Annotated in this window: 16 protein-coding genes; 10 read left to right on the top strand and 6 right to left on the bottom strand. The window is 49.2% G+C overall.

The annotated features are described in order from the left end of the window. Positions 1–30: 30 nt before the first annotated feature. Genes map through dapD form a run of 3 tightly spaced genes read left to right on the top strand, consistent with a single transcriptional unit; the run spans position 31 to position 4,353 of the window. Complete coding sequence (gene map / locus AT746_RS05365) at positions 31–888, top strand: type I methionyl aminopeptidase (RefSeq protein WP_335338216.1); 858 nt, start codon at positions 31–33, stop codon at positions 886–888. A gap of 10 nt (positions 889–898) precedes the next feature. Further along, entirely contained in the window at positions 899–3,547 is a 2,649-nt protein-coding gene (gene glnD / locus AT746_RS05360; RefSeq protein WP_062477500.1) for a [protein-PII] uridylyltransferase, read from the top strand. Next, positions 3,535–4,353 (top strand): 2,3,4,5-tetrahydropyridine-2,6-dicarboxylate N-succinyltransferase, encoded by an 819-nt coding sequence (dapD, locus tag AT746_RS05355; RefSeq protein WP_062477496.1) that lies wholly within the window; start codon positions 3,535–3,537, stop codon positions 4,351–4,353. The genes glnD and dapD overlap by 13 nt, the downstream gene beginning before the upstream one ends. Before the next feature lie 93 nt (positions 4,354–4,446). Here dapD and AT746_RS05350 read toward each other — a convergent pair whose 3' ends face one another. The 3 genes from AT746_RS05350 to AT746_RS05340 are packed head-to-tail and all read right to left on the bottom strand — an operon-like array spanning position 4,447 to position 5,948. Further along, the gene (locus AT746_RS05350) at positions 4,447–4,887 is read right to left on the bottom strand and encodes a flavodoxin domain-containing protein (protein ID WP_062477492.1); all 441 of its coding nucleotides are present in this window, start codon (positions 4,885–4,887) and stop codon (positions 4,447–4,449) included. After that, positions 4,875–5,612 carry a pseudouridine synthase gene (locus AT746_RS05345; protein ID WP_062477489.1) on the bottom strand — a complete coding sequence of 246 codons (738 nt, stop codon included), beginning with the start codon at positions 5,610–5,612 and terminating at the stop codon, positions 4,875–4,877. The genes AT746_RS05350 and AT746_RS05345 overlap by 13 nt, the downstream gene beginning before the upstream one ends. Next, on the bottom strand, positions 5,613–5,948 hold the full coding sequence (locus AT746_RS05340) for a YqcC family protein (RefSeq protein ID WP_062477486.1): 336 nt from the start codon (positions 5,946–5,948) through the stop codon (positions 5,613–5,615). Between the two features lie 93 nt (positions 5,949–6,041). On the opposite strand from AT746_RS05340, the gene AT746_RS05335 reads away from it, so the two are divergent. Beyond that, entirely contained in the window at positions 6,042–7,082 is a 1,041-nt protein-coding gene (locus AT746_RS05335) for a DUF3549 family protein (RefSeq protein ID WP_197414332.1), read from the top strand. Continuing rightward, positions 7,079–7,381 (top strand): DUF3301 domain-containing protein, encoded by a 303-nt coding sequence (locus tag AT746_RS05330; RefSeq protein ID WP_062477480.1) that lies wholly within the window; start codon positions 7,079–7,081, stop codon positions 7,379–7,381. The genes AT746_RS05335 and AT746_RS05330 overlap by 4 nt, the downstream gene beginning before the upstream one ends. Before the next feature lie 586 nt (positions 7,382–7,967). On the opposite strand, the gene AT746_RS05325 is transcribed toward AT746_RS05330, so the two are convergent. Next, positions 7,968–8,609, bottom strand: a complete 642-nt coding sequence (locus AT746_RS05325) for a GNAT family N-acetyltransferase (protein WP_062477477.1) — start codon at positions 8,607–8,609, stop codon at positions 7,968–7,970. A gap of 85 nt (positions 8,610–8,694) precedes the next feature. On the opposite strand from AT746_RS05325, the gene AT746_RS05320 reads away from it, so the two are divergent. Further along, positions 8,695–8,925 (top strand): DUF2789 domain-containing protein, encoded by a 231-nt coding sequence (locus tag AT746_RS05320; RefSeq protein ID WP_062477474.1) that lies wholly within the window; start codon positions 8,695–8,697, stop codon positions 8,923–8,925. Positions 8,926–8,962: 37 nt separating this feature from the next. Here the strand turns inward: AT746_RS05320 and AT746_RS05315 are convergent, their stop codons facing one another. Continuing rightward, positions 8,963–9,328 carry a DUF3192 domain-containing protein gene (locus AT746_RS05315; RefSeq protein WP_062477471.1) on the bottom strand — a complete coding sequence of 122 codons (366 nt, stop codon included), beginning with the start codon at positions 9,326–9,328 and terminating at the stop codon, positions 8,963–8,965. A 219-nt stretch (positions 9,329–9,547) separates the two neighbouring features. On the opposite strand from AT746_RS05315, the gene AT746_RS05310 reads away from it, so the two are divergent. Further along, positions 9,548–9,847, top strand: coding sequence for a hypothetical protein (locus tag AT746_RS05310; protein ID WP_062477468.1), 300 nt, complete (start codon positions 9,548–9,550; stop codon positions 9,845–9,847). Here AT746_RS05310 and syd read toward each other — a convergent pair. Beyond that, the gene (gene syd / locus AT746_RS05305) at positions 9,835–10,392 is read right to left on the bottom strand and encodes a SecY-interacting protein (protein WP_062477464.1); all 558 of its coding nucleotides are present in this window, start codon (positions 10,390–10,392) and stop codon (positions 9,835–9,837) included. The genes AT746_RS05310 and syd overlap by 13 nt on opposite strands. Before the next feature lie 71 nt (positions 10,393–10,463). On the opposite strand from syd, the gene queF reads away from it, so the two are divergent. The 3 genes from queF (at position 10,464) to ppnN (ending at position 14,628) form a co-directional block, all read left to right on the top strand. Beyond that, the gene (gene queF, locus AT746_RS05300) at positions 10,464–11,300 is read left to right on the top strand and encodes an NADPH-dependent 7-cyano-7-deazaguanine reductase QueF (RefSeq protein WP_062477462.1); all 837 of its coding nucleotides are present in this window, start codon (positions 10,464–10,466) and stop codon (positions 11,298–11,300) included. A 392-nt stretch (positions 11,301–11,692) separates the two neighbouring features. Beyond that, positions 11,693–13,270 (top strand): GGDEF domain-containing protein, encoded by a 1,578-nt coding sequence (locus AT746_RS05295; RefSeq protein ID WP_062477459.1) that lies wholly within the window; start codon positions 11,693–11,695, stop codon positions 13,268–13,270. Continuing rightward, positions 13,267–14,628, top strand: a complete 1,362-nt coding sequence (gene ppnN / locus AT746_RS05290) for a nucleotide 5'-monophosphate nucleosidase PpnN (protein WP_062477457.1) — start codon at positions 13,267–13,269, stop codon at positions 14,626–14,628. Before AT746_RS05295 ends, ppnN begins: the two co-directional genes overlap by 4 nt. Positions 14,629–14,632 lie beyond the last annotated feature (4 nt).

Genomic DNA, 14,632 nt, shown 5'->3' with positions numbered 1-14,632 from the left:
TATGTCGAAGTTAGCCTCAATGCTGTCTCCCTGCCTATACAGACGGCGGCGCAGAGGCTAGAATGCGCCTCTGAATGTTGGAATCAGGAAAGTGGAAAAACATTGACCGCCATTATCAAAACAAAAGACGAAATAGACAAGATGCGCATCGCCGGAAAGCTGGCATCACAAGTACTGGAGATGATCGGTCCCTATGTACAAAAAGGGGTCACCACCGATGAACTTAACCAGCGCTGCCATGACTACATTGTCAATCAGCAGGGTGCTATTCCGGCACCGCTGAATTACCATGGATTTCCCAAATCCATTTGTACCTCTGTCAACCACGTGATCTGTCATGGTATCCCCTCAGATAAGAAACTCAAGGACGGGGATATCATCAATATTGATGTCACAGTGATCAAAGATGGTTATCACGGTGATACCTCTAAGATGTTTGTGGTAGGTCAGCCCAGTATTCTTGCGGAGCGTCTGATCAGAGTCACCCAGGAATGTATGTATAAAGGTATTGAACTGGTACGCCCGGGTGTACAGCTTGGTGATATCGGCCATGCGATTGCCCAACATGCTGAGCAGCATCACTACTCAGTGGTAAGAGAGTATTGTGGTCACGGCATTGGCGCCGAATTCCATGAAGATCCTCAGGTGCTGCACTATGGCAAACCCGGTACCGGTGAGGTGTTGCAGGAAGGCATGTGCCTGACCATTGAGCCTATGATCAATGCCGGTAAGCGTCATTCCAAGCTACTCAAAGACGGCTGGACAGTGGTCACTAAAGATCGCAGTCTCAGTGCCCAGTGGGAGCATACCCTGCTGGTTACCGCCACGGGTTGTGAAATTCTGACCCTGCGCAGTGATGAAACAATTGCGCGGGTAATCAACCACTAAGGAGTTGCCCTTGTCGCTGCAGAGCCTGCTCGGCCAGATAAAACGCATCAGCACGGTGGATAATATCGCTGCGTTCAAGGCCTGTATCGAAAATAACCATCAATGGCTGGAAGACAATGCCTCACTTACAGAGGTGGATAATCTGGTGCGCGGCCGGGCAACCTTTGTGGATGCGCTGTTGCGCCATATCTGGCAGCTACTGGAATTACACAGCTATCCTGAACTGGCGCTGGTGGCCGTTGGCGGCTACGGCCGCGGGCAATTGCAACCCTATTCAGATATTGATTTGCTGCTGCTGAATCACAAAAAGCCCAGCGAAGAGATCAATGAAAAGCTTGGTCGTTTCGTGACGCTGCTGTGGGATATTGGTCTGGATGTGGGCCATTCTGTCAGAACCCTGTCACAGACAATCAAGCTGGCAAAAGACGATGTCAGCATCGCGACTAATCTTATCGAAGCGCGCCTGCTCAGTGGCAGCAAAGAGACTTTTAATCGCTTGCAGCAAAAAGTTCAGGGCAAAGGGTTCTGGAGCAGTAAAGATTTCTTTCTAGCCAAATACGATGAACAACGTCAACGCCACGCCAAGTTTAACGGCACCGCCTATAACCTCGAGCCTAATGTCAAAGAGAACCCCGGCTGTCTGCGGGATATTCAGACCATTGGCTGGGTGGCTAAAAAACATTTTAAGGTGCTCAAAGGTCAGGAACTGGTGGAGCACAATTACTTTACTGCCAGAGAATTTGAAGAGCTGATCGAGTGTCGTAATCATTTATGGCGCATTCGCTTTGCCCTGCACCTGGAAGCCGGGCGCAGCGAGAACCGTCTGTTGTTTGATTTTCAGCCCGAGGTGGCGAAACGCCTGGGATATGGTGATGAGGGCAAAGCCTCGGTAGAAACCATGATGAAAGCGTTCTTTCGCACGGTGCGCCGGATTTCAGAGCTCAATGAGATGCTGTTGCAGCATTTTCGCCAGGATATACTGGCAGCAAAAGTGCGCCGGTTTGAGCCGATTAATCAGGATTTTGCCCTTGCCGATGGCTTGTTACAGGCCCGCCATGACCAGGTATTTGACACCCCGGAAAAGCTGCTGAGTTTTTTAGTACTGCTTTCAGATACACCTCAGGCACAGGGGTTACATTCGGCCACACTCAGACTGCTGCGTAACGCCCGGCGTAATTTCCGTTCGGCGTTTTTATGTGAACGCCCTGGTTGCCGTGAACTCTTTATGCGACTGCTCAAACACCCGAATTTCTTCTCCTTTGCCTGGGAAGTGGCCCACAAGCACGGCATCATGCAGGCCTATCTGCCCGAGTGGAACCAGATTGTGGGCATGATGCAGTTTGATCTCTTCCATGCCTACACGGTAGATGAACACACCCACAGATTAATCAAACATATCTATCATTACAGTCAGAGTGAAGGCGCCAGGGACTTCCCCCGTTGCCACAGGATCTTCCAGAATCTGGACAAGCCTGAGTTGTTGTATATCGCCGCCATTTTCCATGATATTGGCAAAGGTCGCGGTGGTGACCATTCCAAGCTCGGCGCAGAAGATCTGCGTGCTTTTTGCGACACTCATGGCGTTGGCAAAAAAGACAAGGAACTGGTGGTATGGCTGGTAGAGAATCATCTGCTGATGTCCGTTACCGCGCAGCGCCGGGATATCTATGATCCTGATGTCATTAATGAATTTGCCGGCAAGATACGTAATGTCAATTATCTGGAGCATCTGTACGCGCTGACTCTGGCAGATATCCGCGCCACCAATGATAACCTCTGGAATGACTGGAAAGCGTCGTTGTTAAGAGAGCTGTATCTGATGACCAAAAAGGCCCTTGAAAGCGGCCTGGAATGTCAGATTGATCTTAAAGCCAAAGTGGAAGAACACCAGCAGGAAGCCCTTAACCTGTTGGCCTCTATGGGCAAAGACGACCATCAGGTACAACAGTTCTGGGATCGCCTGGACTGGGACTATTTTGTGCGGTTTAAGCCCAGCCAGCTGGTCTGGCATGCCAGTGTCATCCTCGGCAATGAAAGCCTGGCAGAGAATCAGGTCATTGTTGAAGTCAGCGATGATACCTCAAAGGCCGGTACCGAGCTTATTCTTTATGGTCGCGACCGGGCCAGCCTGTTTGCACAGATTGCCTCGGTACTGGACAGCCGTAACTGTTCAATCCATGACGCACAGATTATGAGCACACAGGATGGCTACGTGTTCGACAGCTTTGTAATTCTTGAGGATGATGGCAGCCGCATCACCTCTGGCTCCCGTCGTCAGAGCCTCAAAGATGCCATTCTTGCCCAACTGGAACGACCGGGCAGTGCCCACCAGAACAACCGAAAGATGCCCAGACGGATGAAACAACTCAATGTTCCGGTGAAAATGCGCTTTTTTACCAATCAGGCCAATATGACGCTGCTTGAGCTGGAAGCGCTTGATGCACCGGGGCTGCTGGCCACCATCTCGCAACAATTTGTGATCTGCGACTTGTCTCTGCATATGGCCAAGATCACCACCATAGGTGAGCGGGCGGAGGACTTGTTTATTCTCACCAACAGTCAGGGCGAAGCCCTGACCAATGAACAACAGGTCACACTGAAAAAGCAACTAATGTCCATTTTGAATCAACAAACACAGAGTGAAACATGTCAGAACTGAAATCCATCATAGAACAGGCCTTTGAACAGCGTAACGAGCTGGACAGCGCAGATATGCAAGTGGCCGATGCCGTGTCACAGGCCATTGCCATGCTTAACACGGGTGAGGCTCGCGTGGCCGAAAAAATTGCCGGAGAATGGGTCGTCCACCAGTGGCTGAAAAAAGCCGTGCTGTTGTATTTCCGTCTGCATGACAACCAGTTAATAGACGGGGCTGAAAGTCGCTTCTACGACAAGGTACCGCTGAAATATGCCGATTATACTGCCCGTCAGTTTGCCGATGAGGGGGTAAGGGTGGTGCCACCGGCAACGGTACGTACCGGCTCATATGTGGCGAAAAATGTGGTGCTGATGCCCTCTTACACCAATATCGGCGCCTATATTGACGAAGGCACTATGGTAGACACCTGGGCTACGGTTGGCTCCTGCGCACAAATTGGTAAAAACGTACATTTATCCGGTGGCGTAGGTATTGGCGGAGTACTGGAGCCCCTGCAGGCCAACCCCACTATTATTGAAGACAACTGCTTTATCGGCGCCCGTTCAGAGATCGTCGAAGGGGTGATTGTAGAAGAAGGTGCGGTGATTTCCATGGGCGTATATATCAGCCAGAGCACCCGTATCTATGACAGAGAAACCGGCCAGATCCATTATGGCCGGGTACCGGCAGGCTCTGTAGTGGTCTCCGGCACCCTGCCCTCAAAAGATGGCAAGTGCAACCTGTATGCCGCCATTATTGTGAAAAAAGTCGATGCAAAAACCCGCGCCAAAGTCGGTATTAACGCTTTGCTCAGAGCCGCGGAATAATAGCAACTGTGCACCGGAACACCCTGAAAAAGAATTGCCAGGGTGTTCCATTTGTCATTCTCTGCTGTAAAAACAACATTCTCAGAGAGAGACTTAGTTCGTATAAAGCTGTTTAATCCAGGGTAACACCTCGTCCTGAGGCTCCAGCGTCTCACAGGCATCCACCTTAAGAAGCGGTGCTTTGGCGCTGCCCTGCAACTCCTCAAGCAACGCATAAATATGCCGGCCCGCGCCACAGTAAGTATCACCATAGCTGCTGTCGCCCAGCGCCACCACCGCAAAGGGGCGTCCGTCGAGCAGTGGAAAGCGGGACTCCATATCCAGAATCAGGCCTTCAAGATTAGGTGGTACATCGCCCTGCCCGGTAGTAGAGCTGATAAACAACAGCTCATCGGCCATCTGCACATCGTCCAGTTTTGGCTCATCCAGCAGCTCGGCCTTCACGCCATGTTGTTCCAGCTCCGTTTGTACATCTTCTGCTAATTGCTGGGCATTGCCATACACACTGCCGTAAAAAATACTTACTCTGGACATTCTCTCTCCCAGTTATTGTCTCGCCAAAGGGTCAGGAGTCTTTGCATACGTGGTTCAGACTCAGATTTGATCACTAATTTTTGCCCGCTTACCGGATGGTTAAGCGCTATCTCAGATGCGTTTAATGCCAGTCCCTGAAAATCAAATTCGGTTCTGAGCATGGCATTGTGCTTGCCGTCACCATGATTGGCATCCCCCAGGATAGGGTGATTAATATGCGCCATATGGCGGCGTAACTGATGCTTGCGGCCGGTATGAGGATGAAGCTCCACCAGTGAATAGCGGGCCGTTTTGTATGGCCGCACAGCAAAAGGCAATTCAAAACGTGCCCTTGTCTTATACTCACTGATTGCAGACTGTGGCTCTTTGTCAGTACGGACCTTTTTATCTGCAATGGCATCAAGCTTTTCTTTCAGTGCATGCTCGATGCGCCCTCCCGGTGGGCTGAAACCCCTGACAATAGCACGATAGGTTTTCTCTACCTTACCCTCTGCGAACATCGGGTTGAGCAGTCTTGCCACATCGCGATTCAGAGCAAACAACAGCACGCCGGAGGTAGGTTTATCCAGCCGATGCACGGTAAACACATGCTGATTTAATTGATCACGCACCATCTGCATGGCAAAACGGGTTTCATATTTATCAATAAGACTACGATGAACCAGCAACCCGGCTGGCTTGTGCACCGCAATCATATAGTCATCCTGATAGAGAACCGGCAGCATTTATGGCTCCTGCCGGTATAACTGATCGAAAGCATGCAATGTTTGCATCAATTCACTGCCTCTGACATGTTCCGGCCAGGCCTGTTCTGCCATTGGCAGTAAGCTCATGTGGCCCGGTAAAGGCAACTGATGCTGACACAGCGCCTCCATCTTCGGAATAAACACAAACTGTAACCACTGCTCAAACATCAGTGTATCGCAGCAAAATGGCTGCTCACTGGCAAGTTCGGCCGACGATGGCGGCACTGATTGCCATAAGGCCTGCTGTTCCAGACTCAGGCGCAATCGCCCGAGTAACCGGAGAGTCTGTTTGTGCTTACTACTGACTGCTGACATAGGATGCCTGTTACTGCTTCTCAGGGTATAATACCAATCCGCCTGGATAATTGCCCGGGTTCAGATTGCCTGTTTAAAACCGCCAAGGATAACATGTCGAACATCAGTACTATTAGTGAATTTCTGCTACACGCCAATAGCCAATATCAGGTTTTTGATATGTCCCGGGGGATCCGGACGTTAACTGCACAAGAGTTTGTGGATATTGAAAATGGCCTTATCCCCCACCCTTCACCCAGGCTTGGCGCTGCGTGGATCGCTGTGCTGTTCTGGCAAGCTACTCCAGGACAACATGCCGTTGCCCACAGCCCTGCGCCAGAATATTTTATCTGGTTTTTAAAGCTTCCCCTTGATGAGCAGAGCAAGCTGGTTCCGGGACCCAGGGATCACTTCCTGCGTATTCTGCTCGAGGCCCTGGCCAGACAGGCCCAGGGAGAATCTGTACAGGATGTGCCAGATCATCCTTACAGCTTTGCCCCCCCACAACAGCAGATGGCAGGTTTTAATAGTCTGATCAGGAAACAGCTGGCGCTACCGCGCAGTCAGTACTTTGAACAGGCCCTGGCCTATATGCAGGCGCCACAGGACAAGGACTGGACAGAATTACCCTTACAAGGCATCAATGATATTGCTGCGGCCATGGACGATCCCGGCGTCCGCGACATTGTGCTGGAAAAGTTTTCCCAGCTGGCTGCCGAAGTCAGGCTTCATCTCTGTGAAGCCATGGAAAATCATCATCCCGATGTGGCCTTTACTGATCTGATATTGGAGTGGGCAAATTCATCAACCGAGGATCAAGTGCAGATAGCGTCGCTGCGGGCGCTATCCCGAAGTAAAGAGAATCGCCGTGTGTCAGATTTTATTCGTCAGTTACTTAGTCAGCCGGCGCTGGCCACGGATATTCTGATCACCATCAGCGGCCGGCACTGGCATCGTCTGACTGAGCATGAATTGTTTAATCGCTATATGGACACTGTGGCGACACAGGCGCCGGAGTTATTCAGCGCCATTTTTGCCGATTTAGTCAGAATCCCGACCTTACGACAGCAGATGCTTGGTATGCTGCGCAGTCCTCATAAGAGCCAGACACTGCTCAGGGCTATCGGCACCCTTTTTAGTGAGCAGGGACGATGACACTGTTTGAACTGGTTCTTATCTTTGTGCTGGTTGGGGTTGGCTGGCAGTTCTGGCGTATTCGTGCCATCAGTGAGAGTGCCAGTGAATATTTGACCCGTTACTGTAACCAACAGGGCCTGCAATTAATTTCTCTGTCGCGGCGTAAAACCCGGATTGGCAGTTACCGGGGCAAACTGGACTGGCATACAGAGTTCAACTTCGAGTTTTCCGGTAATGGCGAAGATGCCTATCAGGGCGTGCTGGTAATGCGTGGCCGACATGTGACCCAGACCACATTGCCACCCTATAGAATCTGAATAAAAATACCAGACTCAACGGCAAGTTATCTCGATGATGTTGAGATATAGCTATTATCAGAGCGACAAAGAACCAATACGGAGATAGCGGATGGAGCCGATAGCAGGTTTCAGCGACCGCAAATAAATAAAGGCGCGGCTAAAAAGCCGCGCCCCTACCGATGACTACTTCCCTATAATGCATGCCTTTGCTGTATCAGTCCTTGTTCCAAATCCTTTTGTCATCCTCTCCTTATTACTCAATCATCCTGACTGAGAGGTTCATCCTGAACCTATCCCTTTCCGTTTTCCATCATTACCGGCCATCCTCAATACCGGTATTCTTCATCCTGAAGTTGTCCCTGGAATGCGTCCGTGACCCATCGTGTTTCCTTGTGACAGGAGTAAAGATATAGCAACGGCAGAAGTTTGCCATGGGCAGGTAAAAAAGTTTCTGGGCACAGAAATATCGCAAACCGGAAAGACTTTTAAATTATTATTTATTTTCAATATGTTAAGAAATTTTGTAGGTCTTTCTACTGATGCAGAAAGTCAGATTTTCCTACAAAAATGTAAGATATTTCGTACAAAAGGAGAGGCACTCTTCTTACGACTTTTCAGAGCGGTCCCGGAACATCAGTTGACCACGAATACGTCCAACCTGAAGTTCGCTCAAATGATGATACTGACCATGCTCAAAAAAACTCAGGCATTTTGGCAACGTTACCAGTACCGCCACGCCCTGACTCTGCGGATCTTCTCTGACCAGGGTGTCTACGGCCCCCATCAGCAGGTGTCCCAGACCACGGTGCTGATGATCAGGATGTACTCCGATAAAAGACAGCAGGTGGTAGTGTCTGGCCGGCACATTGTCTTTGACCTTCTGCTCCTTTTCCACCATCTGCCGGGTTCCGAAAAGGCCGGCAGTGAGCAACATTTTCAGACGCCAGTGCCAGAAACGTCCGGGACCAAAACCTGCGTCCGGTCTCAACACGCAGGCCACAGCCAATAATCGCTGACCTTCAAAAATGCCAATCATCGGCTGGCGGGCCCGCCAGAACGTATTCAGCTCTTCGCGGATTGCGCCCCGTAATCTGGACTCATATTCATCATCCTCTGCCTTGAAAATCTCCATAAACAGCGGGTCATCATGATATGCCTGATACAAAATCGATGAGGCCACTACCAGATCTTCTTCTGTCAGATAAACGGCTTTAATATCATCCGGGTTCAGGGGAGCTGTATTCATGCAAAAATCCGAGAGGGTTGACTATAGTTACAATAACTCAAGCCGCACGGTTTGTTAAACCCTTGTTAAGAGGCAGAGTCAAAATATGAATATCGGTAACCCTACACTAAAGGATTTGTTTGGCCAGTTGGGGCTGGCAGATGACGAAGCAGCTATTAATCACTTTATTGACACGCATAAAGGGCTGGACAGCAAAACCAGATTGGAAGACGCACCGTTCTGGAGTTCTTCACAATCCAGCCTGCTTCGTGGTGCCTTGCAGGAAGATGCGGATTGGGCAGAAGTGATAGACCAACTCAATAACAGGCTGAGATAATACCTCAGCCTGTTACCAGATAAATAGCGGTATCAGGCTAGTTTACCGCAGCATAAGCGCTGGTTCCCCAACCAACAAGCTCGCCATCCTTAAATACCAGTGGCGTACACTCATCAATAGTGGTCACACCATCACCTTTGTTCTTGTGGGTACGATAAAATAGCACCTGATAACTGCCCTGCTCATTCTGATGAAATTCACTGAAATCAGGCGAACCAAATTCAGCTGAAATCTGATTAAAGTCCCGGCCCGGCTCCAGTCTCGCAATCAATTGTCGATTCTGAGCTTCTCGTTTTTGCCAACCACTGTCACTGTATCCATCGCCATTACCATCTACAGAAATTACACAACCGCTAAGGGTAAAGACAGATATCAGTGAGAGTGCCGCTATTGTTGTTTTCATTGTTACCTCTTTTTGAAAAATGAGGGCTGTCTGCAAGATCGCACAACCCTGAACTCACCCGTCTCTGCTCGGGATTGGAGTTTTAGCTCTGCAACATCAAGGCCAAAAGATAACTAACTGAAAAATATGAGTTTATTAAAATACCCATCTCGGTACCCCATGATAAAATAGCGAATCTGACCAGTTTTTAGCAATACCAACAAAGAGACCAACACCACCATGCAACATCACCACTACATTCTGTCGCTGTGTCAGTCGCTGAGCCAATCCGGAAAAACGCCCTCTGTAGCCCTGATTAAACGCCACGCCAGTCACCCGTTACCACTACCGGAAATTCTGGCAGTGCTGCAAAAATGGAAAAAGAATCCGAATATTGAGTTACCCAAACCCCGGCAAGCGGCTGTCACGCCGATATCAACGGAGCAGCGACTGGACAAGCTGGAGGTCCGCATGGACAGGCTGGAAACGCTGTTGGAAAAACTGTTAGATAAGAAAATGCGGACAGATCACACTGACTGAACCTGCGGTTCGATTTTTGTCAGAAATTCACTCAGTCTCTCAGCCAGCACTTCTTTTGGTTCCAGACCAACCTGTTCGAGCATCACCTTACCCGATGCGTTGTCCAGACTGATGATAAAATCATCATCATCGGTAACAGCAAAAAACAGCGTCTCAGGCTGCTTCAGCCGCCGTTTCATCAATACATGGCCGACCAGATTTTGCAGCAAGCGTTCGAAATCATCCTCGTTCCAGGCCTGAAGCAACTGTAAGCCTCCTCGTGCCGTACTGGCATTAAGGCCCTCACTCCAGTAACTGGAGTAATACGTTTTGATATCAGCATGAAAAACCATCTCCAGCGCTTGCTCGGTTGCGCTGAAGTCAGCTTGTTGATGTCGTTTCACCGGTTGCCATCGGATCAGCCCCTGTGGATCCGGCTGCCCCAATTCGCAGGGTGATGGCCATTGCTCATCCCACTGCGTTTTCAGGCCATGGTTCTGTTGCTGATGAGCCTCAATATAGCGCTGAATAAAATCGTCCAGGCTTTGTGTAACACTGTTATTCATCTGTTATCCATTTAAGCGATATAATGCACTGCTAACATCCATTGTATCATTTCCAGATCTCAGGGTAATTTATGACTGACGCACACACACCGGCTTCACTGACTCATCTGAGCCTGGGTAAGACTTCGGAATATATTGACCAGTACAGCCCACAACTGCTGCAGCCGGTGCCGAGGAGTCTTAACCGGGAAGAGTTAGGAATTGTTCAACGGCAACCTTTCACCGGGGTAGATATCTGGAATGGTTATGAGCTTTCCTGGCTCAACCCCAAAGGAAAACCCTGTGTCGCCGTGCTTCAGGCCTACGTTCCAGCAAGCAGCCCGAACCTGATTGAGTCCAAGTCTTTCAAACTCTATCTGAACAGTTTTAACCAATGGAAAGTCCGCGACTCAGAAGAGCTGCAACAGATTCTGATTCAGGATTTAAGCCAATGCGCTGGAGCTGATGTTGAGGTGAAATTGTATTCGCTGGATGATATACAGGCATTCCAGATCCATGCCGGTGAAGGCGAGTTACTGGACAATCTCGATATTGAAGTCGACCAGTATCACCCGGAACCCGGTATACTGCAATGTGGCGATAGTGTGGTGCAACGCCAGCATATCAGTCATCTGCTCAAATCCAATTGTCTGATTACCCAACAGCCAGACTGGGGAAGCGTCAGCATTCATTACCAGGGCAGAGAAATTTTTGCCGACAGCCTGTTGAGATACCTGATTACATTCAGGCAGCACAACGAATTTCATGAGCAATGTGTCGAGCGCATCTTCTGTGACATCCTGCGTCAATGCCAACCGGAAAAACTCAGCGTTTATGCCCGCTACACCAGAAGAGGCGGGCTTGATATCAGCCCTTTTCGCAGTAACTTTGAGGCTAACCCACAGTTTGAGCGCCTGATAAGACAATAAAAAACCAAAAAAAACTGAAACACAAAAAGAAAGATTACAAAACAACTTTCATTTTTTTGTCAGATAAATAAAATAGCCTCAGTTTTTCAACTGACGGACAAAACATGTTACAACCTGCACAGGAAAGACTGCCTTACTATCTGGTCAAACGTCCCTTAAACGACGACTAGCGTCTTAGTCCCAGAGTATTGGTATAGAAAGTCATAATAAAAGGCGGGGTTCCCGCCTTTTTGTTTTTTCCCAAAACCCCTTAGCAACAGCCACCCTGGGCGGCCCGTTTGCATTAGCCGCTAAAAGCTCGCTAACATCTTGTTATAAAAAAATATTCTTAACACTTGTATTAGCCATTATAATGGAAAGAACTACGAGCGACTCCCCGGGTGAAGCAGAGAATGGATAATGGGTCACAGGTCACAAACACCAAACTGGATTTGTCTTCTCAAAACCAACAGAAAGTGTTGCGCAGCTTTAAGCATCAGATAGATACCCTGTCTCAATTCATTCTCAGACTGAGTAAGTTTTACGAAGGTGCCATACCGGCATTGGATAAAGAGCTGCAAACCCTCAGAGGGCACCTTGGCGGTAAGATCAATTTCACCCTGGCCGAGGTGAGTATCGGCAAACTGACGGCACTGCTGATGGAAAACAGCGATCAGGTCAGACTGCAGAATCAGAAGTCACACAGTCTGATTGAAAATGCTATTCAGGCGCTGCGCGAGAACAGCGGACTGCCCGAGCCCCTTAAAAATGATGCCCATGCATTTTTACGCCAGGTCCGCCAGAGTCAGGCCTCTGTATTTACTTCTCTGCCTCATTTTGAAAAAGCCCTGGACTTATTCCAGAAAGCCCTGACCAATCTTCAGGAACATAACAAAGTTTGTCACTCTGAAGAGCAGCCACCGCTCAAGGACGCGACACTGATACTACACAAAGAGATTACCAATGAACTGAGGGAGCTGATTTCACAGCTCAGCACCAGCGCCAAGGAAGATCAGGAACTGAAAAAAGTTCGTGACCAACTGGCTAAAGGCCTGGACCATGAAGAACTGCTGGAATGTTGCCTGATTATCATCCGTACCATACTGCGGGAAGTCATTCAGGAACGTAAGCACGCCGAACGCTTTGTCTCAAGCCTGCACAGTACACTGGATAAAGTCAGCCAATCTGTCAGCCATTCAATCAAAGAGAGCGAATCCACTTTTCAACTGAAAACCAATAACACTGCGCAGCTAAAGCAGCAGGTTCTGCAGATTGAAGTGGCCATCGAAGAAGCTGAAAATCTCAAGCTGTTGCGAAAACAAGCCAATGAATATCTGACCAAAATGGCTGCCACTCTGGAATCACGGGAAAAAACAGATCAGGATGAGCAACGTGCACTAATGAAGTTGCTGAATGATATGAAGGACCAGTTGAGTCATCTTGAACAGGAAACGTCAGAATACAAGCAGCGATTGCTGCAACAGAAATATCGCAGTCATCATGATGAACTCACTCAGGTTCCTAATCGCAGCGCCTACAACGACAGAGCAGAACTGGAATACCGCCGATGGCGTCGCTATGGCACGGATTTAAGCCTGGCGCTGGTGGATGTGGATCACTTTAAAAACATTAACGATAGTTATGGTCATGCTGCAGGTGATAAGACCTTGCAGGTGATAGCGCAGCAAATGAGTAAGAGTTTACGCTCAACTGACTTCCTGGCTCGCTGGGGAGGCGAAGAGTTCATTCTGTTGCTTCCACAAACCTCAAAGGAAGAACTCGAGGCGCCACTGGAAAAGCTGCGCGACCAGATTGCAAAAATCCCCTTCAAGTTTAAACAACAGAGTGTCAAGATTACGGTTTCCATCGGCGCCACCAGCTTTGCAGAGGGAGATGATATTCATCGCGTATTCGAGCGGGCAGATAAAGCCCTTTTCAGCGCCAAAACTCAGGGGCGGAACCGCTGTGTTATCGACAAAGGACCAGAATGAAAAGAACAGTACAGTTAAACCCAATCGGCTCCATGAGCCTGCTTTCCCAACTGGAAGTTGATCGCCTTAAGAAATCCACATCAAGTGAGCTTTACCGGCTGTTTCGCAACTGCAGCCTGGCAGTACTCAACAGCGGTGCCCAGGAAGATAATTATGAAAATATTTTCTCACCCTATGAGGATTTTGAAATCAATCTGCTAAGGCGGGAACGCGGTGTCAAGATTGAACTGATCAATCCTCCTGAACTGGCCTTTGTGGATAACAAGCTGATTAAAGGGGTTCATGAACATCTGTTCGCCGTATTACGAGACTTGCTGCACATGGGGGCCAGATATGAGGGCAACCTCTTTGTCGATCAGTCTGAGTCGACCCATATCACCCATATGGTGTTTGATATGCTGCGCAATGCCAACGCCATTCAGGCTACCGGCGATCCGAATATGGTGGTGTGCTGGGGTGGTCATTCCATCGGTGAGACGGAATACAAATATACCAAGGAAGTGGGCTATCAGCTTGGCTTAAGGGAGATGAACATCTGCACCGGCTGCGGACCAGGCGCGATGAAGGGCCCCATGAAAGGAGCGACGATTGGTCATGCCAAACAGCGTTATCGCCATGGCCGTTATCTGGGCATATCTGAACCCAGTATCATTGCCGCCGAGCCCCCTAACCCGATTGTCAACGAATTAGTGATCATGCCGGATATTGAAAAGCGGCTTGAGGCTTTCGTGCGCACGGCCCACGCTATCGTCATTTTCCCTGGTGGTGTCGGCACTGCAGAGGAGTTGCTGTATTTGCTTGGCATTATGCTCAGTGAACAGAACTGTGAACAGGTGCTGCCCGTTATTCTTACCGGTCCGAAAGAAAGTGAAGATTACTTTAACAGTATTGATGAATTTGTCGGTGCTACCCTGGGCAAGGCAGCGCAAAACCTGTACACCATCATCGTTGATGACGCTTCTGAGGTGGCCAGAACGGTTCGCGAGAATCAACCGGAGGTAACCGAGTACCGGCGTCAGAAAGGCGACTCGTATCAGTTTAACTGGTCTTTGAAAATCGATCAGGATTTTCAGTCGCCCTTCTCCCCCAGCCATGACAACATGTCTCAGCTCAATCTGCATCTTGAGCAGCCAAAGGCCGATCTTGCCGCAGCATTGCGAAGGGCGTTCTCCGGCATTGTCGCCGGTAATGTCAAGGCTGAAGGCATTGAACAGATAAAACAAAAGGGTCCCTTCAGCATCCACGGTGACGCCAGACTGATGGATATGTTGGATACCATGCTGGAGTCTTTTGTTGCCCAGAACCGCATGAAGTTACCCGGCAATCATTACTATCCGTGCTACAAGCTGGTCAAATAATAAG

The organism is Lacimicrobium alkaliphilum (assembly GCF_001466725.1).
In the GTDB taxonomy this organism is placed as follows: domain Bacteria; phylum Pseudomonadota; class Gammaproteobacteria; order Enterobacterales; family Alteromonadaceae; genus Lacimicrobium; species Lacimicrobium alkaliphilum_B.
Note: the sequence above shows the minus strand (reverse complement) of the source record. Positions and strands in the feature narration are given on the sequence as shown.

Excerpts from the sequence above, each read along its gene's own strand:
- AT746_RS05295 (WP_062477459.1), top strand. The coding sequence starts at position 11,693 with ATGGATAATGGGTCACAGGTCACAAACACCAAACTGGATTTGTCTTCT.
- AT746_RS05335 (WP_197414332.1), top strand. The coding sequence starts at position 6,042 with ATGTCGAACATCAGTACTATTAGTGAATTTCTGCTACACGCCAATAGC.
- dapD (WP_062477496.1), top strand. The coding sequence starts at position 3,535 with ATGTCAGAACTGAAATCCATCATAGAACAGGCCTTTGAACAGCGTAAC.
- syd (WP_062477464.1), bottom strand. The coding sequence starts at position 10,392 with ATGAATAACAGTGTTACACAAAGCCTGGACGATTTTATTCAGCGCTAT.
- AT746_RS05320 (WP_062477474.1), top strand. The coding sequence starts at position 8,695 with ATGAATATCGGTAACCCTACACTAAAGGATTTGTTTGGCCAGTTGGGG.
- queF (WP_062477462.1), top strand. The coding sequence starts at position 10,464 with ATGACTGACGCACACACACCGGCTTCACTGACTCATCTGAGCCTGGGT.
- AT746_RS05315 (WP_062477471.1), bottom strand. The coding sequence starts at position 9,328 with ATGAAAACAACAATAGCGGCACTCTCACTGATATCTGTCTTTACCCTT.
- AT746_RS05340 (WP_062477486.1), bottom strand. The coding sequence starts at position 5,948 with ATGTCAGCAGTCAGTAGTAAGCACAAACAGACTCTCCGGTTACTCGGG.
- AT746_RS05345 (WP_062477489.1), bottom strand. The coding sequence starts at position 5,612 with ATGCTGCCGGTTCTCTATCAGGATGACTATATGATTGCGGTGCACAAG.
- ppnN (WP_062477457.1), top strand. The coding sequence starts at position 13,267 with ATGAAAAGAACAGTACAGTTAAACCCAATCGGCTCCATGAGCCTGCTT.
- AT746_RS05325 (WP_062477477.1), bottom strand. The coding sequence starts at position 8,609 with ATGAATACAGCTCCCCTGAACCCGGATGATATTAAAGCCGTTTATCTG.
- AT746_RS05330 (WP_062477480.1), top strand. The coding sequence starts at position 7,079 with ATGACACTGTTTGAACTGGTTCTTATCTTTGTGCTGGTTGGGGTTGGC.
- AT746_RS05350 (WP_062477492.1), bottom strand. The coding sequence starts at position 4,887 with ATGTCCAGAGTAAGTATTTTTTACGGCAGTGTGTATGGCAATGCCCAG.
- AT746_RS05310 (WP_062477468.1), top strand. The coding sequence starts at position 9,548 with ATGCAACATCACCACTACATTCTGTCGCTGTGTCAGTCGCTGAGCCAA.